Source organism: Pseudomonas sp. P5_A12 (assembly GCF_056400685.1).
Genome location: NZ_JBFUKU010000054.1, coordinates 1 through 26,194 on the forward strand (window position 1 = coordinate 1; position 26,194 = coordinate 26,194).

The following is a 26,194-nucleotide window of genomic DNA, read 5'->3' on the forward strand; positions in this document are numbered from 1 at the left end:
GATGGTGGGTGACCTGTTTGATCAAGACACTGTTGAACCCTGGCGACCCCGCCTGCATCAGTAATTCCCGACTCAGGTTCGTCGCGATATTTTGCTTTTGTGCGGCAGGATGGACCACGCAGAGGGCCAGTTCCGTGGTGTCCGTCAGCGTGTCGTTACATAACGCGGCATGCCCCAGAACACGTTGGCCGTCTACTGCCAGCATCGATGTCCAGCGACCACAGGCATTGTGCTGGCTGATCATGTTCGGCAGATAAACATCCGGTTGAACGTAATGATCCCCATAGACCACGCGAAACAAATGGCTTACGGCGTGTGCATCTCCCGGCTGGTAGCGGCGATAAACCAGGTTCGACATCACGCTTGCTCCGCTGAAGGTGTGTAATACACACGCAAGTCCAGGACGCGCATCTGCTTGCCGGATCGTGGGTGAAGTCGCAAATCGGTAACCGCGCAGGACAACACGCGCAACTCCAGCAGCCCCTCTCGATTCAGTTGCCCAATGCCGGGATAGTGCACGGCCAGCGCTTCATACAGCGCGCTGCAGACGGGGGCGGTGGCGGTTGATGGCGTGTCAGGCACCCACTTCACACTCACGATGTCTTTGAGTCCCTCTTGCTCGATCAATAACTGCCATTGATCGCTATGAGCGATGCGCTGCACGATCAGCAGGATTTCATCGACCTGCAACGACAGCGAACCCACTCGGACCCGCTGGCTGTGGGCGCTGCGTCCCTTCAGTGCGAATTTGCGCATCGGCGCAGTACTCGGCTCACGCCAGCAAGCGCGATCGCCCACCGGATAACGCAGCAGCGGCATGAGCCGGCGAGTCAGGTTGGTGACCACCAGCAAACCGGTGCGATCACAGTCTTCTATGACTTCCCCGGTGAGTTCATCGACAATTTCCAGCAAGGTGTGGGGTTCAAACACCCGGTGCTCACCCAAGGCGCAATCACGACTGCTGGCGCCGATCAGGCCGGCATCGACGCTGGCGTAGCCGATGGAGGCAATGCGCACATTGGGAAACACCGTCTTGAGTATGGCGATTTGCGCGGGGAACAGGCTTTCGCCGCCGTACAGCAATGTTTCAACCTCCCACAGCACGCGCTGATGCTGGTGCAGGTAGGCGGCGAATCGCAACAACTGCGCCGGTACGCCAACCAGCACGTTGATCCGATGCTGATCCACCGCATCGGCCAACACGTCCATGTCGACACTGCCGGTGAACGGGAACTCACAGATGGATTTTTTGACATGCGCCAGTGAGTCATGGATGAACATAAAGCTGGCGTAAAGATCGCCGGAAAAAAACAGATTGGCGACCCGGTCGCCGTCCTCAAATTGAGAAGTAACACTGTTGCCGAATGTGCTCACCAGTGTCAGCCATTCATTGGATGTATAGACACTCAGTTTTCCGTGGCTGGTCGATCCGCCGGTTTTAAATACCAGTCCGTCATCGACTTGCCCGGTCAGTACCGGCCAATGATTCAAGTCGTTACTGTTTGTCCAATAATCAACCACGTTGGTCATCGGTAGATCTTTTAAAGTTATGCCTYGCACCGGTAAGTGTTGTAGGTGTTTGCGGTAGAAATTTGAGTGTTGCCTTATATAAGGCACAAGTTGTTCAAGCAAATAAATTGAATTCACTGGGTTCTCTTTTTTATCAGGCGTTTCGACGGTTAAAAGATGATGTGTAACTAATTAGCGGTTTATTTGTAATCGGTGATCAATAACCAAGGGGGTTTTGCCGCTGTGTGTATTTCTTGTGAAACCTGATTCCGCACACTCGTGAACGTCCAATGTTAAAAAGCCATCGTTCACCGCGTGTGACAGTGCTTCATCAGTCAATAAGGATTGGCGAACGTTGCCACTGTCTGAACTGACAAAAACCCGCAGACGTTCCATGCCGTCCGGCGCGTGGTCCAGGACCATTTGAATCGGCTTGCCGACACGGTCTTGTAGCGCCAACGGTGAAATAAATTGGGTGCCGACCCGCAGCAGCTTGCCGTGGCGTTGCAGCAACTCGAATCGCGGCGAGTCGAGCCCACAAGGGCAGGGGCCGGGTGCCCATCGACCGCTGTCGCCAACGTCATACCGGCGCACGTCCTGGCCTTGGCGTACCCGGGAAGTGAACAGCAAACGACCGACCTCGTCGGCCTGGACCGGCACATCCTGTTCCATGTGCACGATTTCCAGATGCTGGGTATCGCACATCAAATGAAACACTCCGTTGGCCGTCGCTGTGCAGGCATGCCCAAGAGGGCCGGCGTCGACCGAGCCGTAGATCGCCGAGCGAATCTGCGATACGCCACAGCTTTCCATCAGGCGCAGGCTGGCCTGTGCCGGATGTTCGCCACCGAGGAACACCTTCTGGATGCCGCCGTAAGTGCGAAGGCGCTCCTGCTCGTTCAAGAACAGGCGGTGCAAGGTACTCGGCATGCCGATCAGCACAGTGACGCGGTGCTCCGCGACCATTTGCGCTATTTCGCTGAAGTCGTCATTCGGCGGTGCTCCCATCGGGAAATGGGTCGCACCCATCTGCTCAAGCACCTTGGTAAAACTGGAAAACCCGCCGTACAAGCTGCCGCCGTAGAACAGGTTCATGACCCGGTCTGTCGAAGGGTCGAGGCCGGCGGCGAACATCCCGTCGGCCGCCGCGCGCATCTGCCGCTGGAAGTCGCGATAACTGAACCCCGCCAGCGCCGGCGTGCCGCTGCTTCCCCCCGAACGAAAATACAACTGTGCCGCGGCACTGACGGGCTGGGTCATGAACGCGTTTTTATCCATGATCGGCGCTTGGCGTATATCAGGCGCGGCAGGTAGCGCGTCGAGTGTTGCCCGGCCAGTCACCACATGCGGCGGCAAACTCACCGAGAGGCGGCGACTCAGGCGCGCCAAGGCGTAGACACCGTCATGGGGTTCACCGGCGTAGCCGTCATGAATAGACCCGCAGGGCGCAATGCGCGTGACTCCCGCGTTGACCAGCGTGCGCACCAACGGCGGCGTTTGTGCCGCAGTACAGATCAACGCGCAGCTTTGCAGCACGTTACGCCACGGCAGTAATGTCTGGGCGATCAGGTGCTGCGGTACGGGTTTAAGCAGCAGTGTTCGAAACAGCGGAGACGGCGCCAGCGCTTGATGGTGTTCCCAGATAACTCTCCATCCGGCGCCGGTCCAGACCTGGCCGACCTGGTTCGCAAAGCAATGTTCCAGTCGCGCCATGGCGCTGCGTGTGGTGATTTCCGACGCTTCCTGATCGCTCGGTATCAGCGCTGGCCACTGGTTGGCGCGGCGTTTGAACGACTCGGCCAGCCGCTCCCCCAGGGCCTGTAAAACCGCCGGATCGTCACTGTCGACCAGCAACCATTGCGGGCTGGAGCAGGCTTGTTGATCCAGGCTGCAGACCTCATCCACCAATGCATCCAGCGTTGACGCAGTGGCCGCCTCCGGCGACAGGTAAGCGAAACTGATTCTGTGGCCCCAATCGATCCAGCGGCATCCGGCCGGGATGTGCTGACGAATGGCTTTCAGGGCCTGTTCGCCCCCCCAGGCCGACACGCCATCGGCGTGAGCGCAGATTCGAGGGATCTGTGTCGTGGTGACAGGCAGTACCGCAATGAAATCGGCCAAGGTGTCGCTGGTGTCGCACTGCACGAGGGCCGCGAGTAAGCGTGCGGTCAATCCTGCATCGCTGGAGCTGGGGCGAAGCCAGTTGACGTTGCCGGCCAGCAGGCTTTCAATGACCGCGCAGAACGCCAGCAGCGGTGCATTGCCTGGTGTCACGTGCACCACCAGTCCCAGCGGGTGCCAACTTTCAAAACTCGCTTGCTGGTAGTTGATACGCCGTAGCGAGCGCGGCTGTACGCCCAGTTCTCGCTCAAGCTTTGTGCTGAGGGTGCTGCGCTGGCAAAAGTCGATAAGCCCCTTTCGTTGTTCATCGTCGAGGGAGAGATCGAATCTGTTTGCCTGCAATTGCACAGCAAATCGCGCGGCGGTTTCGATCACCGTATCGCTGTCGATCGGCGCATTCAGCAGCCTTGGCAGTTGTTGGTGCAGCCCTTCAAGGGTTGTCTCAAGCGTGACATCGTCGCGCAGTTGGCCATTGATCAAGTACATGTCATGCCCCTCCAATCAGTTCGGACGCGGCCATCGCGCAGCTTCGGCTGGCAGTGGTTCCGGCGCGTCCATGCAGTTCAAACCAGTCGGTCGTCAGGCCACACCCGCAGGTTGCACCGGGGTGCAGCGTCGCCAGGTCACCCATCACCACGGCATGCGCCGGGCTTGAAGAAATGTACGGGGAGATGAACTCCAGCAAGCCACGCTGGCCGTAAGGCTGGACGCTGAAATCGGTGGGATTGCGCACGAAAACCTTCGAATAGATCGGCACATGAAAATGCTGGTGAGCACACTGGATGTAAGGCACCGCGTGCTCAACGGCACCATAGCCATCCCGGCAGCGGGACAACGCGATACCCAATTGACGGTGGATGCGTTGATACAACTGCGACAGAGGAATCTCCTGTGCCGCCTGGGTTTTCCAGCCGCCTCCGAGAAACACCAATGACTCGGCCGGCAGCTTGAGGTCCGCAAGGCCCGTGACGTCCATGTGCTGCAACACCTGGGACAGGAAGGCTGGAAAGCCGAGAATGCGCACGGGCAAACCTTCTTCGGCGAATTCCTGCAAGGCGCGGACAACCCCGAACAGGTCGAACGCATGCCCGTTGCCGGTCAGGCGCAATCCGTAGGCGACTCGGTTGACCGGCGCATAGATGCACAGAAACTGATCGGTGTAGGCAGTCCCCAGGCTAATGGCCGCTTCGGGTTCATAGCTCAGCAGCAAGTAGTTGCAAGGGCTGTCGGGGGTGTCCCAGCCGTAGTGCCGAAAAATGTGGCTGACCATGCCTTGGGCGGCGGCCATGCTGCGTGCGTCATAGCGCATGCGACTTTTCTGACCGCTGGTGCCGGACGATGTCAGCTCTAGGGCGCCTTCGCCCGAAGGACTCGACAACAGACGGCGCTTGAAATAGTGGGCGAAAATCGGCGGCAGTCTTGACCAGTCATCCATCGACTCCAGCGCCTTGGCATCCAGTCCGTTGGCGTGCAGCCAGGGTTCATAGCCCGGCGTGTGCTGAAAATGGAACAGGCTGATTTCGCGCATCGCCCGATCAAACAGGCTGTCGGGTACCGAATCCAGGCAATAGGGTTTCGCTAATGCGCAAAGCGCATCAGTGTGGGGTAAGTGGATCATCAAAGGACCTCTGCTCAGGGATCAGACGGCAAGCGCAACAGGCTTGCGTTGCAGAAAAAAGCGCAAGGGAAGCAGGCACAGGAGCCCTGCGATACCCGCCATCAGGGAGAAGGATTCATGACTGTTGCCGGCGCCGGCTGCCGCGAGAATCGAGCCCCCGCCCCCCATGACAACGATCGAGATCATGCCGATCATGGCCGAGACCAGCCCCTTGCTGTCATCACTTGTAAACAACGCCAGGCGATACAGCGCGGCATTGCTCATGCCGAGGCCGACGGCGTAAAGCCCAAGGCAACCGATCAGTAGAGGTGTCGAAGCGCCGCAGACACCGAGTGTGACCAATGCAATGAGCCCGCCGCATAACGGCCAGAGCGCGTATCGAACCAGTTGTGGCAGTTCAGTGTCGGCGATCAATCGGTTAAGTATCAGATTGCCGACAATGACGGCGGCAAATACCGGGATTTGCCACAGGCCGTACTCAAGGGCGGAGAACCCCAGGTTCTGCATCAACAACAGCGGTGCGAGCCCGATCCAGGCAATCAATGGCAGGCTCATCACACCCAGCGCGACTGTGGCGCTCAGGAATCGTGGGTTGGTGAACAACGCGGCGTAACGGCGCACGGCGCCGCGCCATTCAAACGGCACAGCCATCAGGCGTTGACCGTCATAGCGCAAGGTACCCACGGTTTCCGGCATGAACACGTAAAGCCCTGCCCAGACCACCAATCCGCTGACACCCAGCAGTAAAAACAACTCCCGCCAGCTCAGCCACTCCAGCAGCAGGCTGCCAAGCAATGGCCCGAGCAGGGGAGAAAGCAGTGCAACGTTCCCCAGCAGCGCCATGATTTTTACCGCATCGGCTTCGCAGAACACTTCTTGCAAGGCCGGGTAGCTCACGGCAATCACAAATCCCAGACYCATGCCCTGGATCAGACGTAATCCGTTGAACGTATAAATGTTTTGCACGCTGAACGCCGCACTACAGGCCGCGGCAAATATTGCACAACCAATGAGTAACATCTTGCGGCGGCCCAAATGATCGGAGAGCGGTCCGATAAGCCATTGTAAAAGTACACCCCCCGCCAAATACAGATTGAACGCAAAAGGAACATGCTGCGCACTGGCATTCAGTTCATGAGTGACGGTCAACATCGCCGGCATGATCATGTCGCTGGCCATATAAGTCAGTAGTTCGAATAATGTTATTGCGAGGCAAAAGCCAAGCAAATGATGTGGGCTTATGTTTATTAAAGGCTTGTTCATGACATCCCTGTTTAGTGCGTGAGGTTAAGTAGCGATATTGTTGTGGTGCGCTAAGAGTATTCATCGACGAGTCATAGCTCCATTGAACGATTGAGACTCAAAGCTTCAATAATTTTCGCTATGTTTCTATGCGTGGTAGCGGGAATAAAAGAAGTCACTGAGCCTGGACGAAAATGCCCGCGCAATGGCGGGCATTTGTTCAGCAGTGATGGTCGCAGTGGGGGAGTACGATGGAGCCACTCAAGGCCAGGAGTGCAAGCAGGGGAGTCAGCGCAAACGATGCAAATTCTCATGGTCAACGCCGCCATGAAGCCAAATCTCTTCATCGGCTGTAACATGAGACCCCGTTTGCAGTGCACCATCCCCGCGCAAAGGTAAGGGGGGCATGCATTCGGATACAAAGCGGATACTTTTCAGGTTCAGGAACTCGCAATGACTCAATCGCAACGTTTGAAATACTCGATTCTGATCTCCCTGGTCGTGCTGGGGATCATGTTCGGCCTTTCGTATCTGCAAAACGAAGGTGTCATCAGCGAGAAGCTGTTTCAATACATCGCCATTGGTGTGGCGGTGATCGTAGTGGTGATCAACGGCATGATGCGTCGCAAGGTCAAGCCTTGAGCGACGCCCCTTGAGTTGACGGCTCGCGATGGAGCATGGCTACAGCGTGCGGATGCAGGCTGTAGCTTTTGTCTGGATTGAGCATGATCACGCCTTCGCTGCACAATCGTTTCAACACTTCCCGCACACTGAGAAAGGACAGGGGGATACCCAGGTCCAGCAACTGGCTGTGCACGCCGCGCACACCAAGGCTGCGGTCGCTTTCGGCGGCTGCCAGCAAGGCGTCAATGACTTTCAGGCGAACCAGACTGGTTCGCAGGCCAAAGCTTTTGAGCAGCAATCGGATGCGCTCATTGCCGCTGCGATGTTCGAAAATGGCGGAGCCCATGGCAGGGCTCTTTGGCGCGTTGCTACCGTCCATTGGCAGTTGCGAGTTGTACATGCAAAAACACCTTTTTCGAGCCAGCCAGAAATTGTGATGGGTGCTCTCCATCATTAGACGGACGAGCGCGACAAATATTGAACGCCTGAATGTAGAAAATTTGTCGACGTCATGTGAGTGTCGTGTCATTTAGGCCATCTGGAGTGTCTTTACAGGCCTAAATTTTTGACTTTTGTTTCGTTTCAGAGAGACGGCAAGGTGTTTGTCTTTTCGATCAGGAGCGAGCGTGATTATTTCCAGGCAGTTAACCCGGTTAAGCCTTGCAGCGTTTTTAGTGGGGCTGAGCCTTGCGGCCAACGCGAGCAGTCAGCCAGAACAGGCGAGCGCTGATATTCGTCGCACCAGTTTTGGCGTGCCACACATTCGTGCCGACAACGAACGGGGGCTCGGTTATGGCATCGGGTACGCCTACGCTCAGGACAACCTGTGTTTGCTGGCCAATGAAATTGTTACCGTCAATGGTGAGCGTTCACGGTATTTCGGCCCGGAGCAGCTGACGGTCGAAGAGCGCGAAAACCTGGTCAGCGACCTGTTTTTCACCTGGTTGAATAGCCCTGAAGCCGTCGCCGGTTTCTGGCAGGTGCAAACGCCTGAAATACAGCAACTCATGGACGGCTATGCGGCCGGCTACAACCGTTCGCTGGCGGAACGTCGTGCACAGGGCTTGCCGGCGCAGTGTCAGGGGGCGTGGGTACGCGAGATTAGCGCCCAGGACCTGGTCAAGTTGACCCGGCGTCTGCTGGTCGAAGGCGGAGTCGGGCAGTTTGCCGAAGCGCTGGTCGGCGCCACGCCGCCCAAAGCCGTCACACAGGAAACCGGTGAACCGCCGTCCTTCCAGATGGCCGCTACGCGCCTGCAACGATTTGCGCTGGATCGCGGCAGTAACGCGGTGGCCATCGGCAGCGAACGCTCGTTCAACGGTCGCGGGATGTTGTTGGCCAATCCGCATTTTCCCTGGGTTGGCGGGATGCGCTTCTATCAGATGCACCTGACGATTCCCGGCAAGCTGGATGTGATGGGCGCTGCATTGCCCGGATTGCCGATGATCAACATCGGCTTCAACCAGCACCTGGCCTGGACCCACACCGTGGATTCGTCCAAACACTTCACGCTTTACCGACTGCAGCTTGATCCCAAGGACTCGACCCGCTACCTGCTCGACGGCCAGTCCTTGCCGATGCACAAACAAACCCTGACGGTGAAGGTGAAGCAACCCGATGGTCAGACCACTCAGGTTGAGCAGGTGGTATACAGCTCGGAATTTGGTCCGATCGTGCAATGGCCGGGAAAACTGGATTGGGACCATCAGTACGCCTATAGCCTGCGCGACGCCAATCTGGGGAACGACCGGGTCTTGCAACAGTGGTATGCGATGAACCAGGCGACCAGCCTCAAGGATTTGCAAGCCTCGGTGCATTCTCTTCAAGGCATCCCGTGGGTCAACACCCTGGCGGTGGATGATCAGGGGCAAACGCTGTACATGAACCTGTCGGTGGTGCCCAATGTCAGCGCCCAGAAACTGGCCAAATGCAGTGATCCGCAGGCCGGGTTACAGATGATCCTGCTCGACGGTTCCAACAGTGAGTGTGCCTGGGACATCGACCCGCAGGCGGCGCAAAAAGGTATTTTTGCCGCAGACAAGCTGCCGCAGTTGTCGCGCAAGGATTTTGTCCAGCACTCCAATGATTCGGCCTGGATGGCTAACCCGGCGCAACCGCTCACCGGGTTCTCGCCACTGATCAGCCAGGAGGGCCAGCCGTTGGGCTTGCGCTCGCGTTTTGCACTGGATCGATTGAGCACACTGAACAAGGCCGGGCCTTTGACGGCGGAGGACTTGCAGCGGATGGTGATGGACGATCAGGTGTATCTGGCCGATCAGGTTATGCCCGATCTGCTGCAGTTCTGTGCCGGTGACTTGGGGGCCGATGCTGAGGCACTGAAACCTCTGTGTGCCAGCTTCAAGGCGTGGGACCGTCGGGCGAATCTGGACAGCGGACTGGGGTTTGTACACTTCCAGAATGTCATGGAACCCTTGCAGCAAATTCCCGACATCTGGCGTGTGGCGTTTGGTCCCAACGATCCGCAAAACACCCCGCGTGGTCTGGCCATTGATCGAGCGGATGTCGCCAGGGTTCTTCGTGATGCCATGTTCGCCTCGGTAGAACAAGTGAACGCCCAGGGTTTGAAACCTGACACGCGCTGGGGGGATATTCAGGTGGTCAGCAGCGGTGGCCAGCAAACGCCGATTCATGGCGGGCCGGGTACGCTGGGCGTGTACAACGCCATTCAAAGCGTGCCCAGAACAGACGGCAAACGTGAAGTGGTCAGTGGCACCAGCTATTTGCAGGTCGTGACCTTTGATGACAAGGGGCCGCAAGCTCAGGGTTTACTGGCGTTCTCGTTGTCCAGCGACCCGGGCTCGAAGTATTCGCGGGACCAGACGCAGGCTTTTTCAAACAAACAACTGAGCGTGCTGCCCTTCACTGAGCAGCAAATCACATCAGACCCGCAGTATCAGGCGCAAACGATCCGCGAGCAGGATAAAAAGGCAGGGAAGGTGGTTGCCCAGTAACCGAAAAGGTATTTGAAGCAAAAATGAAGGCCGCACCCTGTAAGGGGCGCGGCTTTCAGCTTTTAGGGGTTTGTAGCGGAATTGAATTGAGGACCGGATTACCGTCCTTGTTGCGGGTCAGGTAAACCGGCAGCACCTTGGGCAGGGAGGCCACCAGGCTGTTGAGCTCCTTGATGTTGTAGATACCGCCGAGGCGGATCTGGCCGGTGCTGTGATCGGCCACCATCACCGGTTTGCTCAGGTAACGATTGATCAACGGCAAGGCATCGGTCAGTGACAGGTTATCGAGCACCAGTTTGCCACTGCGCCAGGCCAGCGAATTGTCATTGGCATAGGTCTGACTGATCTGTGGTGTGAAGTCGCCGTGCTTGAAGCGCGCCTGCATGGAGGGGCCCAGACGTAAGCCATCGCCGGGAAGGTCGTCATTGCTGGTGACCAGCACAGAGCCTTCGATCAGGTTCACGCGAACCTGATCTTCGTACATCCAGACATTGAATCGGGTCCCGGTGACGCGAATCCTGCCGTCGGCGGCCCTGACGATAAAAGGGTGAGTCGTGTCATGGCTGACGCTGAAGAACGCTTCGCCTTTTTTCAGCGTCACGCGACGCTGATCCTTGTAGTTGCTGAACGTCAGCTCACTGCCAAGGTTCAGTTCTACCTGGCTGCCGTCGCTCAAGGCGACCTGACGGACAGTATCACTCGCTTCAAAGTGCTGGTACGAATTCGGCAGCCAGCCCATGTTCCAGCCGCTGAAAGCCGCGAGCGGCAACGCTACCGCGCAAACGGCGGCGGCAATGCCGGCACTGCGCCAGGATCTGGCCGGTTTGAAACGCGCAACAGGTTCGACGGCTTCGGGACGCGGCAGATCCCCTGCAACCAGCCAAATCTCCAGCATGGCTTCATATTCGAATGCATGCAGCGGATGAGCGTCACGCCATTGTTCGAAGGCGACCCGTTCTTCGGCGGTGCAGTCGACCGCATGCAGACGCATGCACCAATGCGCTGCGGCATCGGTAATGGCGTCAAATTCGGCTGGCGATAGAGAGTTTTCGGTCATTGACTCATCCTGATTTCCGGCATTCTAACCTTGCGGGGAAGTCTGCGAGAACTGCCGTCATGGCAATTAACTATCAATTGCGCGTTATTTCTTCACTCAGGGGGTACTGACGTGCAGTTGTCGTCCCAGATGACCGATCAGCCAGGCGATGCTGTCGGCGTTCCCAAGCTGTACTTTCAGCCTGATCAGAGGGTCTTTCTTGAACGTGTGGCGGGCCCCGCTAAGGTTTTCTGCGCCGGTCAACGTCAAAACATGATCTTTCATACGTTCCGTATCCTCATGAATTGAATTACCCAGTTCCTGCCATTCTCCGGTATCAGGGTCCTCAACCATGAACAGCTGGGTATAGGGGGTCTTGATCGACAGTGCGGTGCCTTGAACCGTCGTCAACTCGTTTTTGAGGGTATTGGCAATCGGGTTGGACGTACCAATCAGATCAGCGAATGGGCGGCCGGGGTCGAGGTAGGTAATGTCTTCGGCGTTACAAGCGATGTGTGCGAGCTCATGAATAATCGTCATCGCTCTGCTATGGGCACCGATAGGGAATTGCGCGTCGCTCAGGTGCGGGCGGTAGTGTTCGAAGTTGGGCGCGAAGAATTTATCGGCCAGGTGAATTTTTTTCTTCGCGTCCTTGGGAACGATAAAGGCGAAGGTATGCTCAGCGCCCTCAATCACCCTGCCGACCACAAAACGATTGGAGTCGGGCTTTCTGAGCGTCGGGTCCAGCAAGGCTGTAAAAATCTCTGTCACGACTTTTTCAAGTTGCTCGACATGCGCTGGCAGTACTTGCGACACGCCGATGAAGTCGGCGATGAGCTGATGCACCGGGGTCACTGAATCGTCGGAAGTCTTGAGCAATTGCAGGTTTCGGAAACTGTTCCAGGCGTAGGTGGTGGCCTGGTCCAGCGCTTCGTCGATCTGACGGGCCCTTTGCGGAAACAGTTGACGGATCCGCGGCATGCCACTGGCGTCGATGTTCATGCCTCCCCACACCGCTAATGCGGCATCCAATCGATTGACGAGGCTGAAGTGGGGTACTGTCGCTCCGCGGTTCAGGACCCATTGTTTCGCCAGGTTTTGGCGCAGCACAGGCCCACGGTTTTTGGTGCCTTCAATGCGCCAGCGGGTGCCGTGCTTGTCGACCGGGTACACTTTTCCTTCAACCGCTGCGTAGCGTTTCCTGGTTTTTGAGTGGGTGTAGAGCCCAAGCGTCGAGTCTGATGTCAGCGATCCCAGATCGACGTCGATGCTTTCATGGCGGCTTAGCTCGGTGCGTTCGGGAGCGGTGATGTCAACGTCATGCCAGTTGAATCGGCGAGCGGGGGCCTGCGGTACAGCGACCTGTGGCGTCGAAGTCACCGGCGTTTGCCCTCCAAGCGATCGCCGTAGCGTAGCGAGCTGAGCAATACCGTTAATGAATTCTTTAAGCGCGGGCCCCCACTTATGCGTCTGAAGGTCTTCGGCGGATTGCTTGATGTGGCGGTAACTGCGCCAGACCGTAACAGGGTAGGCGAGTTTTCCCATGAAAAATGAGTAGGACTCGTGAAGGTCTTCGCCCAGCACATGCTTGATGATCGTCCATTCACTGTGTTTTTTGTCGTCGGGCTGACAACCCAGCAAACGGCCCAACAGCGCGGCGTTGTCATTGAACAACTGACTGAACAGGTGCCCCTTGATCGGATTGGACGCCAGTTTGACCTCGCTGACGTGATTGTTGGAAGGCATCGTTGTCGCTTGGCTGGCGCGGTTATGGGGGATTGCCATCCGGTATTCCAGCAGTGTCCGGTCGGGCTGCGGCAGGTGGGTGAGTATCCAGTCGAGCAGCGGTCCCCGCGCTTTCAACTCGGTCAGCAGTTGCGCTTCGTTTTCATATTCCTTGATCCCGTGACGCGGGCTGTGCGGTGCAAGCAGGACTTGCGGTGCTGCTCTATCGGTGTTTGAACCGAGCAGGTAAACACCGGGAACTGTGATCGTCTGTGCGCTTTTTACCCCCAGGAACTCAAGCGGGCGAATGATGGTGTGAGCACCGTCGACTGCCGCACGGGCGATAGCGTCGGGCATGTCCATGACTTGCCGGATCAGATCAAATCCCGTTTCGCTCAGGCGTTCCTGCAGCTTTTCCGTGTGGGCGTAATGCATCAGTTGCCAGGGCAGTTGTCTGTAAAATCGCGTTCTGCGATGTGTGTTGGTGGGGGTATCTGCAAGGGCTTCGCTCAGTAGTTTCTGTTGGTGCTCGCCCGGTTTCAGGTTTCGTATCAGGTCTTTGATGTAGCGTTCGTCCATTGCTTCGGGAATTACGGTGTTATCAAGTGATTGCAGTGTGAACCGGGCCTGATCCAGATCCTTGAAAGGCGTCAACGCAAAGTCGGTGAGGGTTTGAGTCCGGGCCGGCGACGTCGGGCGTGCGCTGATCTGTATCAGAACCTTGTCCGGGTCGATGTTGAAGTCGTCTGTCTTGAGTTGTCTTTCAAGTTCGACGTGAGCCGTGCGCTGCAATGACCGTAGACCCGTCAGGTAATCCTGGTCGTCATTGACGTTGTTGAGGTATTGCTGAAGCAGTTCGCCGTGCAGCACCAGATCTTTAATGGATGCCTGGGTCAGCCATGCCGGCAGTTTTTCCTGAGTCGCCAGGGACTGGGCAATGTCCGTTGCGGTGCGTAAGCCCGTCAGCGGGGCCCGTAATGACAGCAGATTCAGAAGGTCCGCCAGTAGCGCGGGGGAGACCGGCGTCGCCAGCGCGCGGGTGATGCATGCCTGATCAAGATGGACATAGGGTTTTTGAAGGTGATCGAAAAAATTCCCGTGTATTCGATGCAGGGGCGCCAGCGCATAACCTCTACCCGGCAAACGCTCGCTACGGCCAAGGTTCTCCAGAAGTGTTAAACGCAGAACGTCATGCTTGAGGCGATGATCGAGCACGGCCTGCAATCGTGACACTGTCTCGAAGGGTTCAAATCCCGATGCAGGCGTCCACAAAATCGCCTTGCCCGAGTGCTCGGGGTCCAGGCCGCCTCGTTCAGTCAGCACAAAACAACTGGCCAGCTGCAACGGGTTTACCGCGCCAGCGGCCTTCAATGCCAAGGCAAACACGTCCGGTAGAAAACCGTTCAAGGCGGCTCGCTGCAGGTGTATCGGGCTATCGAGCACGGTTTTGATGATCGCCTGTGCCRTCGAGTCCAGCGTGCGCGTGACCGCGCGCAGCTTCAATTCACTGCGCAATGCGGTTGACAGGGTATGGGTAAAACTCGATTGCAGGTTATCCACGGATGAACTGACGAGGCTTTGTAACTGCTCGAAGGTGCTGAGGCCTGCGGGAATGGCCGGGTGCTGTTTTTTCCGTTGATCGAGTGCCTGTTCAACCGAGTGAAGCAGCGCCAGTTCCGTTTTGGCGGACTCGGCTCGCACGGTCGCCGGTTGCCCACTCCTGCGCTGGTCAACCCGTGTACTCCAGCGGCCCGCTGAATCGGTGGTCAGTAGTCGATCATCGAGCAGTCCACGGACATCCAGCGCGTTATCAAGCAAGGCGTGGGCGGACAGCGTGCCTCCGCTTTCACGGTAACGGCTCAAGGCATGGCTGAGGTTGTCCCGTTGCTTGCGCAGGATGTCGGCCATGACTTCTTCAAATACCGACCCTATGACAGGGGCGCCTTCAACCTGGCGCTCCTCCGGTTCCAGGCCCAGAAAGGTGATGCGTTCATCCAGCGACATGAAATTGAGCAGCGTGTCTTCGTGACCTTCGCTTTTCAGCATTTGCAGCACGATCTTTTTGACCGCTGACAGCGTGTCAGTCGCTTCGATGCCTCGGGACGGGGTGTACAAAAAACCCAATGTGTCGGCACCTCCGATCATCAAGGTCGAGGCCAATTGCGCGAAATGCTTGAAAGGCGAAGTGACCCGCACTTTTTCGATGCGCACTGTAGTGTCCGTGGGCGCGAGGCTGACATTCATCAATTGCAAGTACTCCTGCGTCGTCAACACGCCCTCCTGGCGCTGGAGCAGAAGCTTGAGGTGGAACGTATCGCGCAAACCCTCGGTGAAAAACGCCCTGCGTGACAAATCATTGCTCATCTCGGTGTTCCAGAACACATCGAGCAGGCTGTGCAGATGAGGGGTGAAGCTCTGGGCGATCTCTTTTACGGCTCTTTCCCAGGCCAGGTTATCGGCGTCGCTGCTGACGTCATGCCCGGGATGGGCAAACACTCTGGAGTCGCCCGCAGGCCACTGGTTGGTCAGGTAAAAATGGAGGAGGGCATCGCTCAGTGAAAGCGAGGAAATCGTGTGTTGGTAGGTTTGCTCGTCGAAGGCTGAAGCTGTACTGACAAAACTCTTCAGTCGGGTGAGACGTTGGTCCAGTTTCGGAAATGGCTTGTGCAACGCGTTTTTCAGGGTGTCGTTCAGCATCGATTGCAATGTTGGCATCTTGAGCAGCTCAGCCATCATTGTGTTGATGTTCTGAGCCTGATTGCTTTCAAGTGTGAGCTGCTGGACCTGGAACACCGCGCCTGCGATTGTTTTTGTGGATATGTCAGGTGTGGCGCCAGATAAAGCGCAGCGTTGTTCGATGGAGAGAAAACGCAACAGTTCACGCTTGCCGGCGTCCGACGCCAGCCACTCCTTGAGCTTGCTTTTGAGGTCATTCATGTCCGCGAATTTGGTCAGGCCTTTCCATGGCGTGTAGAGCGTGACCTCTCCATCCTGGGGGCGGCTCATGGCGAACGTGCCGGCCAGTGCAATATCGTCCGTGCCTGGCACGCTGAGCAACAGCTGCGAAACATCCATGGGGTCTTTTTGCGTGGTGCGGGCTGTGTCGGTCGCCAGATAAACGTTCTTGATCCATTTCAGGTCATCAAGCGTGAAGCCCAGCGTTTTTTCGCGGTCACCGGGCTGTCGGGCACCGGCGGCGCGTTGTGCCTCGTCGAAAAAAAACGGGATTGGGGGAACAGTCATGGTTGTCCTCGATGTGCGGCGATCGGTTGACCGCAGTCGTTAAGTCGAGGAAAAACAGTACGGCCGCTGGAAGGCTCATGTGCGGTACATATTGCTTGAGCCGATCTGGCGGTTGAGGCTTGACAGAACGCCGGTACAACAGCGCTTAATCGGCGACTTTTTCAGGTTGCCCTGCAGCCTCGCTTCACGCTGTTGCCCGTACTCAATAATAAAATTGGAGCTTCAGATGACCGTATCGCCCGAAATGGCCGTCAGTTCGAACACCCAAACGCTCGATTTCGACGCGCTCGTTCAATTGCTCGAACAGATTTTTCTGCGTCATGGCACCTCTGCCGACGTCGCCAAGACCCTGGCCCTCAATTGCGCCGGCGCCGAGCGCGACGGTGCTCACAGCCATGGTGTGTTCCGTATTCCCGGTTATGTCTCGACGCTGAACAGCGGCTGGGTCAATGGTCAGGCCGTGCCGGTGGTTGAAGACGTTGCCTCGGGGTTTGTCCGGGTCGATGCCGGCAATGGTTTCGCCCAGCCGGCCCTGGCGGCAGCACGCGCCCTGTTGGTGGAAAAGGCTCGCAGCGCCGGCATTGCGGTGCTGGCGATTCGCAATTCACACCATTTTGCCGCCTTGTGGCCGGACGTCGAACCGTTTGCCTATGAAGGGCTGGTGGCACTGAGCGTGGTCAACAGCATGACCTGCGTGGTGCCCCACGGCGCCGATCGTCCGTTGTTCGGCACCAACCCGATCGCATTCGCGGCCCCTCGGGCAGGCGGCGAGCCGATTGTCTTCGACCTGGCCACCAGCGCCATTGCCCACGGCGATGTGCAGATCGCCGCACGCAAGGGCGAGCGCTTGCCGGCAGGCATGGGCGTGGACAGCCTTGGCCAGCCGACACAAGACCCGAAAGCAATTCTTGAAGGCGGCGCCTTGCTGCCGTTTGGCGGGCACAAAGGTTCCGCCTTGTCGATGATGGTGGAACTGTTGGCGGCAGCGCTGACCGGCGGCAATTTTTCCTTTGAGTTTGACTGGTCGAACCATCCGGGCGCGAAAACGCCCTGGACCGGTCAACTGTTGATCGTGATCGACCCGAGCAAGACCGCTGGGCAGAATTTTGCCGAGCGCAGTCAGGAACTGGTTCGGCAGATGCACGGCGTGGGGCTCAAGCGCCTGCCGGGTGATCGGCGCCATAAGGAACGGGCCAAGTCTGGTGCGCAAGGCATTGCACTTGACGCCGAGACGCTGGCGAACCTGCGGGAACTGGCGGGGCTCTGAGGCTCAATGCAGGTCAGTGAGCCGACGCGGACAAATCCGTGTAACGCAGGCAAGAGAAAGGCGAGCCCATGGCTCGCCTTCTTTTTGCTGTGTAATGCGGTGCTGTTTAACGCCGCCCCAGCAACAACCCGACCACCAGCCCGAAACCGGCGGAGATTGCCACGGTTTGCCATGGATGCCCACCAATGTAGGTTTCGGTGGCATCGAAGACAGGTTGGGTGCGGTCACGCACACGGCTGACGGAGTCCCGTGCCTGCTGGAGTTTCAGGGCGATTTGCTCGCGCAGGGTCTCTGCTTCCTCGCCGACCAGCGTTGCGCTGCGGGTCAGCAGTTTTTCCGACTCTTCGATCAGCGTTGCCAGCTCGCTGAACGCCAGTTCCTTGGATTGGTCTTCGGCGACTTGTGCTGCGGTTTTCCGAGCCATTGAGGTACTCCTTGCAGGTAATCAGGCAGTGAACAATGGAGTCTAGCCCCGTCGAAAAAGTTGCAGCAAATTTTTGCGTCGACCCCGTGGAGCGGAAAATTCCTGAGTCAGACGTTTCGTCCTACAGTGTAAGATGTTGCCTATTTTACGCAGCAGGAAATTCCCATGAGCTTCAATCTGGCCGACAAACCCCTCGCCGAGCGCGCGGCGCTGGAAGATGAAAAATCCCGTCTGTTCGACCTCTGGCAAAGCAACCTGGGCAAATCCAAGGGTGAGGCGGCGCGCTTGTTCGGTGAGCGCGCCAAGCGCAAAGGCAAGTGGGCTGAATGGGTCCGTGCCGAGCTCGACGCGATGTCGCCGCCGGAATTCGCCAACATGGTGCGCAGTGAAGTCAACCGCCTCATGGCTGCCAACAAGTAAGTACGGCCTTCAGGCAAAACACGCGACGATCGCTTCGCGCACTTTCAGTACTACCGGATCGAGTTGGGTGCTGGTGCGCCAGCCCAGTTCGATCGGGTATCGCGGCAAGGCCAAAGGGCAGGGCAGCAGCGCCAGGCCACTGAGCGCCGCGATGCTTTGCGCGGCATGGGCCGGAATGGTCGCCACTGCCTGACTGCCCTTGAGCAAATGCGGTAACGCGGCAAAATGCGTGGTCGACGCACACACCCGACGACTCAGCCCCAGCGCCGCCAACCCTTCATCGGTGATGCCGATAAAACCGCCGGACGACACCAGGATGTGTTCCCGGGCGACGAACTCCTCAAGGCTGATGACCTGTTGTCCTTCGGTCAGGCTGGCGCGATCCACCAGGCATAAATACCCGCCTTCTCCCAACACCTGACGACTGAGCAAGCGCTCGGCAAATCCTCCTGCGGTGATCGCCAGGTCGATGCTGCGATCCATCAAGGCGTTGGCGACGATCTGGCTGTGGGTTTGCCGGAAGATCAGCCGCAGTTTCGGTGCTGTCCGGGCGATTTCTTCGATAAGTCGGCGGCCGTAGGCAATCTCGAAATCATCCGACATCCCCACCGACACCGAGCGGCCGTCGTACTGATGGGCCGCCGGATCGACCATATCCAGGCTTTGACGGCATTTGTTCAGGGCGTCGCTGACCACCGGTTTCAACTGATTGGCTTTGAGCGTCGGCGCCAGTCCACGGCCGGTGCGCACGAACAACTGATCGCCATACACCTCGCGCAGCCTGCGCAGCGCGGCACTGACCGCCGATTGCGTCACGCCCAGGCGCAAGGCCGCCCGGCTGGCGCTGGACTCTTCATGCAGCGCTTCGAAGACTTTGAGCAGGTTCAGATCGATAGTTACGATATTCATATGGTTCATATCATTCAGCAGTGAATCGGGCTTTATTCATGATCCCGTGACGCCGGAGAATGGGCAATACCAGATGCCAATGGAGTTGTTGCGATGCCCAAATCAATCGTTGCCGCACTGCAAATCGGTGCCTTGCCCGGTGGCAAGGYCGACACCCTGGAGCAGATTCTTGCCTGGGAAAACGCCATTACCGAATCCGGGGCCCGATTGGTGGTGATGCCCGAAGCGTTGCTCGGCGGTTATCCCAAGGGCGAGGGGTTTGGCACGCAATTGGGTTATCGACTGCCGGAGGGGCGTGAAGCGTTTGCCCGGTATTTCGCCAACGCCATCGACGTGCCTGGCGCCGAGACTGAAGCCCTGGCCGGGTTGTCGGCGCGCACCGGGGCCAATCTGGTGATCGGTGTAATTGAACGTGCGGGCAGTACGCTGTATTGCACGGCGCTGTACTTCGACCCGCAGGCCGGCCTGATCGCCAAGCATCGCAAGTTGATGCCCACCGGCACCGAGCGGCTGATCTGGGGCAAGGGCGATGGTTCGACGTTGCCGGTCATCGACAGCCAGGTCGGACGAATCGGCGCGGTGATTTGCTGGGAAAACATGATGCCGTTGCTGCGCACCGCGATGTACGCCAAAGGCATTGAGGTGTGGTGTGCGCCGACGGTGGACGAGCGCGAGATGTGGCAAGTCAGCATGCGCCACATCGCCCATGAAGGACGCTGCTTTGTGATCAGCGCCTGCCAGGTCCAGGATTCGCCGCAAGCCTTGGGTGTGGAGATTGCCAACTGGCCGGCAGATCGACCGCTGATTGCCGGCGGTAGCGTGATTGTCGGGCCGATGGGCGATGTATTGGCCGGGCCGTTGCGCCATGGACCCGGGTTACTGACGGCTGAAATCGACACGGACGACCTGGTTCGCGCCCGTTATGACTACGACGTGGTCGGGCACTATGCGCGGCCGGATGTGTTTGAACTGACAGTGGATGAGCGCGCCAAACCCGGCGTCCGCTTCACCGCCTGACCCCTGTGGAAGCGAGCCTGCTCGCGATTGCGGTTTACCATCCAGCATTGAAGTTGGCTGACCCACCGCWATCGCGAGCAGGCTCGCTCCCACATTGGCTCTATGGTGATCACACTTAATGTGTTTCCTTACGAGCGGTTCACCTGTGCGACCGCGCCGAGCGTTGCGGGCTCAGCCTTGGCCGGCACATCGGGGTTTTCCATGACCTGAAGGATCGAGGCTTCCGGGTCGAAATCGTCTTCTTCCAGCTCGATGAACTCCTCGGGCAAGAAGATATTCAGCACGATTGCGCACAACGCCCCGACGGTAATCGGCGATTCAAAGATGTTGTGCAGCGCCAGCGGCAACTCGCGCAACACCTCCGGCACTGCCGCCACGCCCAGGCCCATGCCGAGGGAAATCGCCACGATCAGCATGTTGCGTCGATGCAGGCCGGCTTCGGCGAGGATCTTGATCCCGGCCACCGCCACCGTGCCGAACATCACCAATTCGGCGCCGCCAAGCACCGGTTTTGGCATCAGTTGCAGCACCGCGCCGATCATCGGGAACAACCCCAGCAGCACCAGCAAACCGGCGATGAAGAACGCCACGTAGCGACTGGCGACACCGGTGAGCTGGATCACGCCGTTGTTCTGGGCAAACGTGACCATTGGCATGCTGTTGAACACGGCAGCCATCGCTGAGTTAAGGCCGTCGGCGAGCAGTCCGGATTTGATCCGGCGAATGTAGACAGGGCCTTTGACCGGTTGCCGGGAAATCATCGAGTTGGCGGTCAGGTCACCGGCGGCTTCCAGCGGCGACACGAGGAAAATCACCGCGATTGGCACAAACGCGACCCAGTCGAAGTTAAAGCCGTACTTGAACGGTACCGGCACGCTCATCAGCGGTACGTCAGGCAGGCTGGCGAAGTTGACGTCACCCATCAGCCAGGCCACGACATAGCCCAGGGTCAGGCCGATGACGATGGCGCCGAGGCGTAGAAAGGGCACATCGACCCGGTTCAACAGCACAATGGTGCCAAGCACCAAGGCTGCCAGCGCCAAATGACTGGCCGCGCCAAGGTCCGGCGCTCCGAAGCCACCGGCGATGTCGGTCATGGCTACTTTGATCAGCGACAAGCCCATCAACGTAATGATCGTGCCGGTCACCACTGGGGTGATCAGCATCCGCAGTTTGCCGATGAATTGGCTCAGCGCCACTTCAATGAACGCCGCAAAGAAGCACACGCCGAAGATCGTCGAGAGGATTTCATCGGTGCCGCCGCCTCGTGCCTTGACCATGAACCCGGCACTGAGAATCACACTGATGAACGAGAAACTGGTGCCTTGCAGGCACAGCAAGCCAGAGCCGACCGGGCCGAACCGTCGGGCTTGAACAAAGGTGCCCAGGCCCGAAACGAACAACGCCATGCTGATCAGGTACGGTATTTCACTTTGCAGACCGAGGGCGCCGCCCATGATCAGGGTTGGCGTGATGATGCCGACAAAACTCGCCAACACATGTTGCAGGGCGGCGAAGACGGTGGCGGTCAGGTGCGGGCGGTCGTTGAGGCCGTAAATCAGGTCGTTATTGCGCGCAGCGGGGGCTTTTTCAGAGGCAGTCATGGTTGGTTGCGTGCCAAAAGGGCGGGCGGGTCAGAAAATGGAGGCGCAGGATGCCAGCAGCGGGCCTCAAGGGCAACGAACAAGATCTGCCGCCTTACACCGATCGTTCCCATGCTCCGCGTGGGAATGCAACCCGTGACGCTCTGCGTCACATTCAGAAGCGGAACGCGGAGCGTCCCTGGCGGCATTCCCACGCAGAGCGTGGGGAACGATCACTGCCTGAAAAGTCAGGTTTTGCTGAAGGCTGCCAGCAAATCCTGCTCAAACGCCCTCTGCGCGTCCCCCGGTACCTGAGCGCGATGCCGCGCCAGATGAAACTCGACCTCAAAACTCATTTCGCCCTGGCGCACGGCACGCAGCAACCCTTTGTCTTCCCAGCTGCGGGCAAAGTGATTGGGCAAATACCCCACGTGTTTGCCGGACAGAATAAAGGCGAGGGTGCCTTCGACCTGTTCCGAGCGTGCCGAACACAGTTTTCCTTGAAACGGTTCGTCGGTGCGCAGAAACCGGTACGGATGATCGACCCGGTCGCAGGCTTGCAGCGCTTCGTCGTTCGGCGCGTCATCGGTGAATAACGGATGGCCGGGGGCGCAATACAAGTGCTGGGTTTCGGTGAACAGCTCGCGGTAGTCAAACGCGCTCTGCACCTGGGAGAAATAGCCGATGGCCAGGTCCAGCCGTTGCTGCAGCAGCAAGCGCTCCATTTCGCCGGGCATGGCACTGATCAGTTCGATGCGCACCGATTCGTCCCGCTCACGAAAGCGCCGTATCGCGTCCGCCACCCGTTGCAGCACCGATTGATCAAGGGCTTCGGACAGACCGAGGCGCACTTCGCCAATCAATCTGCCCGCCACACCGTTGGATTGATGGCGAAACGCTTCGATGGACTCAAACAGCCCACGTGTGGCGGTCAACAGCTGTTCGCCCTTGGGCGTGATCTTGAACCCGCCCTTGCCGCGACTGCACAAGCGATAGCCGAGGCGGGTTTCGAGCTTGGCCATTTGCTGGCTGATGCTCGATTGGCTCAAGCCCAGCTCGCCTTGGGCCGCACTGAAACCGCCGCACTCGACCACGCGCACAAACAGGCGCAGCAGTTGCAGGTCGAGGTCGTGAAGTTGCCCGAGCATCAAACATTACTCCGCCATAAAGTCAGGTTAACAAACTTAATATTTCGCCAATGTATCCGAGCGCGCACGCTGCCACCACTTCCTCTGGTCAGGTGTTCGTCATGGCTCCCATGTTCAAGCTGTGTTTCCCCGCGTTGTTCCTCACCTTGGCTGTGTCGGCTCAGGCGCAGGAAAAGACCGTCAACCTCTACAGTTGGGCCGATTACGTGGCGCCCGAAACCTTGCAGGCGTTCGAAAAGGAAACCGGGATTCACGTGCGCTACGACACGTTCGATTCTTCGGAAGTGCTGGAAACCAAACTGCTCACCGGCGGCAGCGGGTATGACGTGGTAGTGCCGTCCTCCAGTGTGCTGGCCCGCGGGCTGGCGGCGGGGGCGCTGAAGGAAATCCCCCACGAAGGGCTCAAGGGCTACGCCAACCTTGATCCGGATCTGCTGGAAAAACTGGCTGCCGTCGACCCCGGCAATCGTTATGGCGTGCCGTACACCTGGGGCACGCTGGGTTTGGGGATGAACGTTGAAGCAGTACAGAAGCGCCTGCCGAATGTGCCGCTCAATAGCCTGGATCTGCTGTTCAAACCGGAATACGCCAGCAAATTGAAAGACTGCGGCATCGCGATTCTCGATTCGCCGCAAGAAGTCATCGGCCTGGCACTGCACTATCTGGGTAAAGATCCCTACAGCACCGACAAGGCCGACCTGACGGCCGCCGATGCGTTGCTGCATCAGTTGCAGACGAATGTGCTGTACGTCGCCACCGGACGGCAGATCAGCGACCTGGCCAATGGCAGCGTGTGCTTGGCGCTGACCTACAACGGTGACGCCAGCATGGCCGCCGATCAGGCGCGCAAGGCCAACAAGCCGTTTGAGGTGGCGTACCGGATTCCCAAGGAAGGCACGCTGGTCTGGCAGGACAACCTGGCGATCCCCAAGGACGCGCCGCACCCCGAAGAAGCCAGGGCCTTTATCGAATTCATGCTGCGACCCGAATCCGTGGCGGCGYTGACCAACACGCTGTTTTTCGCCACGGCCAACCAGGCGGCGACCCCGCTGGTGGATGAAGCCGTGCGCACCGACCCGGACATCTTTCCACTGCCCGATGTGCGCGGCCGCCTGTACGCCGACCAAAGCATGAGCCTCAAGGACCTGCGTTCGCGCACTCGCCTGTGGACCACGTTCCGTAGCCGCCAATAACAAAAAGGAGATCACCATGGACGTCCCGATGCAAAACGATCAAGCCATGACCCGCGACAGCCTCTATGGCACTGCCGCCGAAAGCACCTACGCCGGCATCACCAGTTTCATGCGCCGTCGCTACAGCCGCGACTTGCGAGGTGTCGACGTCGCGGTCAGCGGAGTCCCGTTTGACACCGCCACCAGCAACCGTCCCGGCGCACGTTTCGGGCCGCGGGGGATTCGCGCCGCGTCCACCGGGATTGCCTGGGAACGCCACTGGCCGTGGACCTTTGATCCGTTCGATCACTTGGCCGTCATCGACTACGGCGACTGCGACTTTGATTACGGTTCGCCGCACACGATTCCAGAAAGCATCGAAGCCCACGCCGAGCACATCCTGAACAGCGGCAGCGCGATGCTGACGTTCGGCGGCGATCACTTCATTACCTACCCGTTGCTCAAGGCCCATGCGCGCAAACATGGTGCGTTGTCGCTGATCCACTTCGACGCCCACAGCGACACCTGGCCGGATGAGGACGGCAAGCGGGTCGACCACGGCACCATGTTCTGGCATGCGGCCAGGGAAGGGCTGGTGGATCCGTCGCGTTCGGTGCAAATCGGTTTGCGCACCACCAATGATGATCACCAGGGTTTTCAGGTGCTGGATGCGCGTCTGGTACATCGCCAGGGCTGCGAGGCGATTGTCGAAGCGATCCGGGCGAGGGTAGGGGATAACCCGGTGTACCTGACGTTCGATATCGATTGCCTCGACCCGGCTTTTGCCCCCGGTACGGGGACGCCGGTATGCGGTGGCTTGAGCACCGTACAGGCGCTGGAGATTCTGGGTGGGTTACGCGGGATCAATCTGGTGGGCATGGATGTGGTGGAAGTCGCACCGGCCTATGATCACGCGGACATTACCTCACTGGCGGCGGCGACATTGGCGATGGAAATGCTGTGTTTGTATGCGGCCAGACACAAAGTCGACCGCTAAGTGTTCTTTTTCTGGTTTATTTAACCCATTTATCCAATCGAGTCTAAGCTCACCAATCAGGCCTGAATGAGGTGCTGAAATGTCTGACTTTGACTACGACTTGATTGTGATTGGTTCCGGGTTCGGCGGCAGCGTTGCCGCCTTGCGCGCGACCGAAAAAGGCTACCGGGTCGGCGTCATGGAGGCAGGACGGCGCTGGCCTGACAGCGCGATTCCCAAGAACAACTGGGACGTCCGTAATTACCTCTGGCAGCCTGAAGCGCAAATGTACGGCTTACAGCGCCTGACGTTCCTCGACGACGTGCTGGTCCTCCACGGCGCCGGCGTCGGTGGCGGCTCGCACGTATACGGCAGCACCCTCTACGTGCCGCCGAAGAAGTTCTTCGCCGCTCCAGAGTGGTCTTACATCACCGACTGGTACGACGAGTTGCCGGCGTACTACGATCAGGCCCAGCGCATGATGGGGGTGACCCGCGTCCCCTACATGGACAGTGACAAGGACCGGTTGATGCGCGAAGTGGCCACCGACATGGGTCATGGTCATACCTATAACAAGGCGCCTGTCGCGACCTTCTTCGGCACCCCTGGCGTCGAGGTCGACGATCCTTTTTTCGGCGGCGCCGGACCGCGCCGCACCGGTTGCGTGAACTGCGGAAACTGCATGATTGGCTGCGGTCGCGGGGCCAAGAACAAGCTGACGGAGAACTACCTTTACCTGGCGGAAAAGAATGGCTGCATCATTCATGATCTGCACGAAGTCACCGAATTGACGCCACTCGATGGCGGCGGCTATGAAGTGCTCACCACCCACCCGGGCTGGATGCAGCGCGTCGCACACATCGACCGTCATCGTTACACGGCTCGAGAGGTCGTGGTCTCCGCACACGCTTATGGCTCGGCACGGTTGCTGCACCACATGCGCGATGCCGATAAGTTGACCGGCCTGTCGAATCAACTCGGCAAGCTGGCCCGGACCAATTCCGAGGCACTCATTCTAGTCACCCGTCCGTACCGTGACTGGAAGAAGGACCCAGATCGTTTCATCATTGCCCCAGGCAGCGTGTCCATTACCTCCGGAGTCTGGCCAGACGCCAACACCAGCATCGAGCCGGTCTCCTATGGTGTGGGCAGCGACTTCTTTACGCTCGCCACCACCTACTATGCTTC

Annotated in this window: 20 protein-coding genes; 8 read left to right on the forward strand and 12 right to left on the reverse strand. The window is 58.5% G+C overall.

Features of this window, described 5'->3' with window-relative positions; translation table 11 throughout:
* The 5 genes from AC1DSG_RS10325 to AC1DSG_RS10345 form a co-directional block, all read right to left on the reverse strand.
* A partial coding sequence (locus tag AC1DSG_RS10325) for a GNAT family N-acetyltransferase (RefSeq protein WP_477790789.1) occupies window positions 1–358 on the reverse strand: 358 nt, incomplete at its 3' end.
* A complete protein-coding gene (locus AC1DSG_RS10330) occupies window positions 358–1,521 on the reverse strand; it encodes an AMP-binding protein (protein ID WP_477790806.1) in 1,164 nt (387 codons plus the stop codon). The genes AC1DSG_RS10325 and AC1DSG_RS10330, both read right to left, overlap by 1 nt.
* Window positions 1,522–1,701: 180 nt before the next feature.
* Window positions 1,702–4,116 carry an aldehyde dehydrogenase family protein gene (locus AC1DSG_RS10335; protein ID WP_477790790.1) on the reverse strand — a complete coding sequence of 805 codons (2,415 nt, stop codon included), beginning with the start codon at window positions 4,114–4,116 and terminating at the stop codon, window positions 1,702–1,704.
* A 1-nt stretch (window position 4,117) separates the two neighbouring features.
* Window positions 4,118–5,248, reverse strand: coding sequence for a LuxE/PaaK family acyltransferase (locus tag AC1DSG_RS10340; protein WP_477790791.1), 1,131 nt, complete (start codon window positions 5,246–5,248; stop codon window positions 4,118–4,120).
* Window positions 5,249–5,269: 21 nt separating this feature from the next.
* On the reverse strand, window positions 5,270–6,511 hold the full coding sequence (locus AC1DSG_RS10345; protein ID WP_477790792.1) for an MFS transporter: 1,242 nt from the start codon (window positions 6,509–6,511) through the stop codon (window positions 5,270–5,272).
* A 432-nt stretch (window positions 6,512–6,943) separates the two neighbouring features.
* On the opposite strand from AC1DSG_RS10345, the gene AC1DSG_RS10350 reads away from it, so the two are divergent.
* The gene (locus AC1DSG_RS10350) at window positions 6,944–7,132 is read left to right on the forward strand and encodes a hypothetical protein (protein WP_223520621.1); all 189 of its coding nucleotides are present in this window, start codon (window positions 6,944–6,946) and stop codon (window positions 7,130–7,132) included.
* Here the strand turns inward: AC1DSG_RS10350 and AC1DSG_RS10355 are convergent.
* Window positions 7,122–7,514, reverse strand: coding sequence for a fe2+ zn2+ uptake regulation protein (locus AC1DSG_RS10355; RefSeq protein ID WP_477790793.1), 393 nt, complete (start codon window positions 7,512–7,514; stop codon window positions 7,122–7,124). The two genes, AC1DSG_RS10350 and AC1DSG_RS10355, sit on opposite strands and share 11 nt — an antisense overlap.
* Before the next feature lie 226 nt (window positions 7,515–7,740).
* Between AC1DSG_RS10355 and pvdQ the strand changes: the two genes are divergently transcribed.
* Complete coding sequence (gene pvdQ, locus AC1DSG_RS10360) at window positions 7,741–10,086, forward strand: bifunctional acylase PvdQ (protein WP_477790794.1); 2,346 nt, start codon at window positions 7,741–7,743, stop codon at window positions 10,084–10,086.
* 55 nt (window positions 10,087–10,141) lie between these two features.
* On the opposite strand, the gene AC1DSG_RS10365 is transcribed toward pvdQ, so the two are convergent.
* Both AC1DSG_RS10365 and AC1DSG_RS10370 read right to left on the reverse strand, forming a co-directional pair.
* Window positions 10,142–11,143, reverse strand: a complete 1,002-nt coding sequence (locus AC1DSG_RS10365; protein WP_477790795.1) for a FecR family protein — start codon at window positions 11,141–11,143, stop codon at window positions 10,142–10,144.
* 96 nt (window positions 11,144–11,239) lie between these two features.
* Window positions 11,240–16,090, reverse strand: coding sequence for a dermonecrotic toxin domain-containing protein (locus tag AC1DSG_RS10370; protein WP_477790796.1), 4,851 nt, complete (start codon window positions 16,088–16,090; stop codon window positions 11,240–11,242).
* A 226-nt stretch (window positions 16,091–16,316) separates the two neighbouring features.
* On the opposite strand from AC1DSG_RS10370, the gene AC1DSG_RS10375 reads away from it, so the two are divergent.
* Window positions 16,317–17,357, forward strand: a complete 1,041-nt coding sequence (locus AC1DSG_RS10375; RefSeq protein WP_477790797.1) for an Ldh family oxidoreductase — start codon at window positions 16,317–16,319, stop codon at window positions 17,355–17,357.
* 106 nt (window positions 17,358–17,463) lie between these two features.
* Here AC1DSG_RS10375 and AC1DSG_RS10380 read toward each other — a convergent pair whose 3' ends face one another.
* Entirely contained in the window at window positions 17,464–17,781 is a 318-nt protein-coding gene (locus tag AC1DSG_RS10380; protein ID WP_477790798.1) for an ElaB/YgaM/YqjD family protein, read from the reverse strand.
* Window positions 17,782–17,946: 165 nt separating this feature from the next.
* On the opposite strand from AC1DSG_RS10380, the gene AC1DSG_RS10385 reads away from it, so the two are divergent.
* Window positions 17,947–18,201 carry a hypothetical protein gene (locus AC1DSG_RS10385; RefSeq protein WP_007947642.1) on the forward strand — a complete coding sequence of 85 codons (255 nt, stop codon included), beginning with the start codon at window positions 17,947–17,949 and terminating at the stop codon, window positions 18,199–18,201.
* Between the two features lie 9 nt (window positions 18,202–18,210).
* Here the strand turns inward: AC1DSG_RS10385 and AC1DSG_RS10390 are convergent, their stop codons facing one another.
* A complete protein-coding gene (locus AC1DSG_RS10390; RefSeq protein ID WP_477790799.1) occupies window positions 18,211–19,119 on the reverse strand; it encodes a LysR family transcriptional regulator in 909 nt (302 codons plus the stop codon).
* A gap of 84 nt (window positions 19,120–19,203) precedes the next feature.
* On the opposite strand from AC1DSG_RS10390, the gene AC1DSG_RS10395 reads away from it, so the two are divergent.
* Window positions 19,204–20,127, forward strand: a complete 924-nt coding sequence (locus AC1DSG_RS10395) for a carbon-nitrogen hydrolase family protein (RefSeq protein ID WP_477790800.1) — start codon at window positions 19,204–19,206, stop codon at window positions 20,125–20,127.
* Between the two features lie 128 nt (window positions 20,128–20,255).
* Here AC1DSG_RS10395 and AC1DSG_RS10400 read toward each other — a convergent pair whose 3' ends face one another.
* Entirely contained in the window at window positions 20,256–21,731 is a 1,476-nt protein-coding gene (locus tag AC1DSG_RS10400; RefSeq protein WP_477790801.1) for a nucleobase:cation symporter-2 family protein, read from the reverse strand.
* A 227-nt stretch (window positions 21,732–21,958) separates the two neighbouring features.
* Window positions 21,959–22,858: a LysR family transcriptional regulator gene (locus tag AC1DSG_RS10405; RefSeq protein WP_477790802.1), complete on the reverse strand. Its 900-nt coding sequence runs from the start codon at window positions 22,856–22,858 to the stop codon at window positions 21,959–21,961.
* Window positions 22,859–22,959: 101 nt separating this feature from the next.
* Between AC1DSG_RS10405 and AC1DSG_RS10410 the strand changes: the two genes are divergently transcribed.
* The 3 genes from AC1DSG_RS10410 to AC1DSG_RS10420 all read left to right on the forward strand — a co-directional run.
* Entirely contained in the window at window positions 22,960–24,051 is a 1,092-nt protein-coding gene (locus AC1DSG_RS10410) for a polyamine ABC transporter substrate-binding protein (protein ID WP_477790803.1), read from the forward strand.
* Between the two features lie 16 nt (window positions 24,052–24,067).
* Window positions 24,068–25,027, forward strand: coding sequence for an agmatinase (gene speB / locus AC1DSG_RS10415; RefSeq protein ID WP_477790804.1), 960 nt, complete (start codon window positions 24,068–24,070; stop codon window positions 25,025–25,027).
* 79 nt (window positions 25,028–25,106) lie between these two features.
* Window positions 25,107–26,194 (forward strand): FAD-binding protein (locus tag AC1DSG_RS10420; protein WP_477790805.1); only part of this gene is annotated, 1,088 nt, incomplete at its 3' end.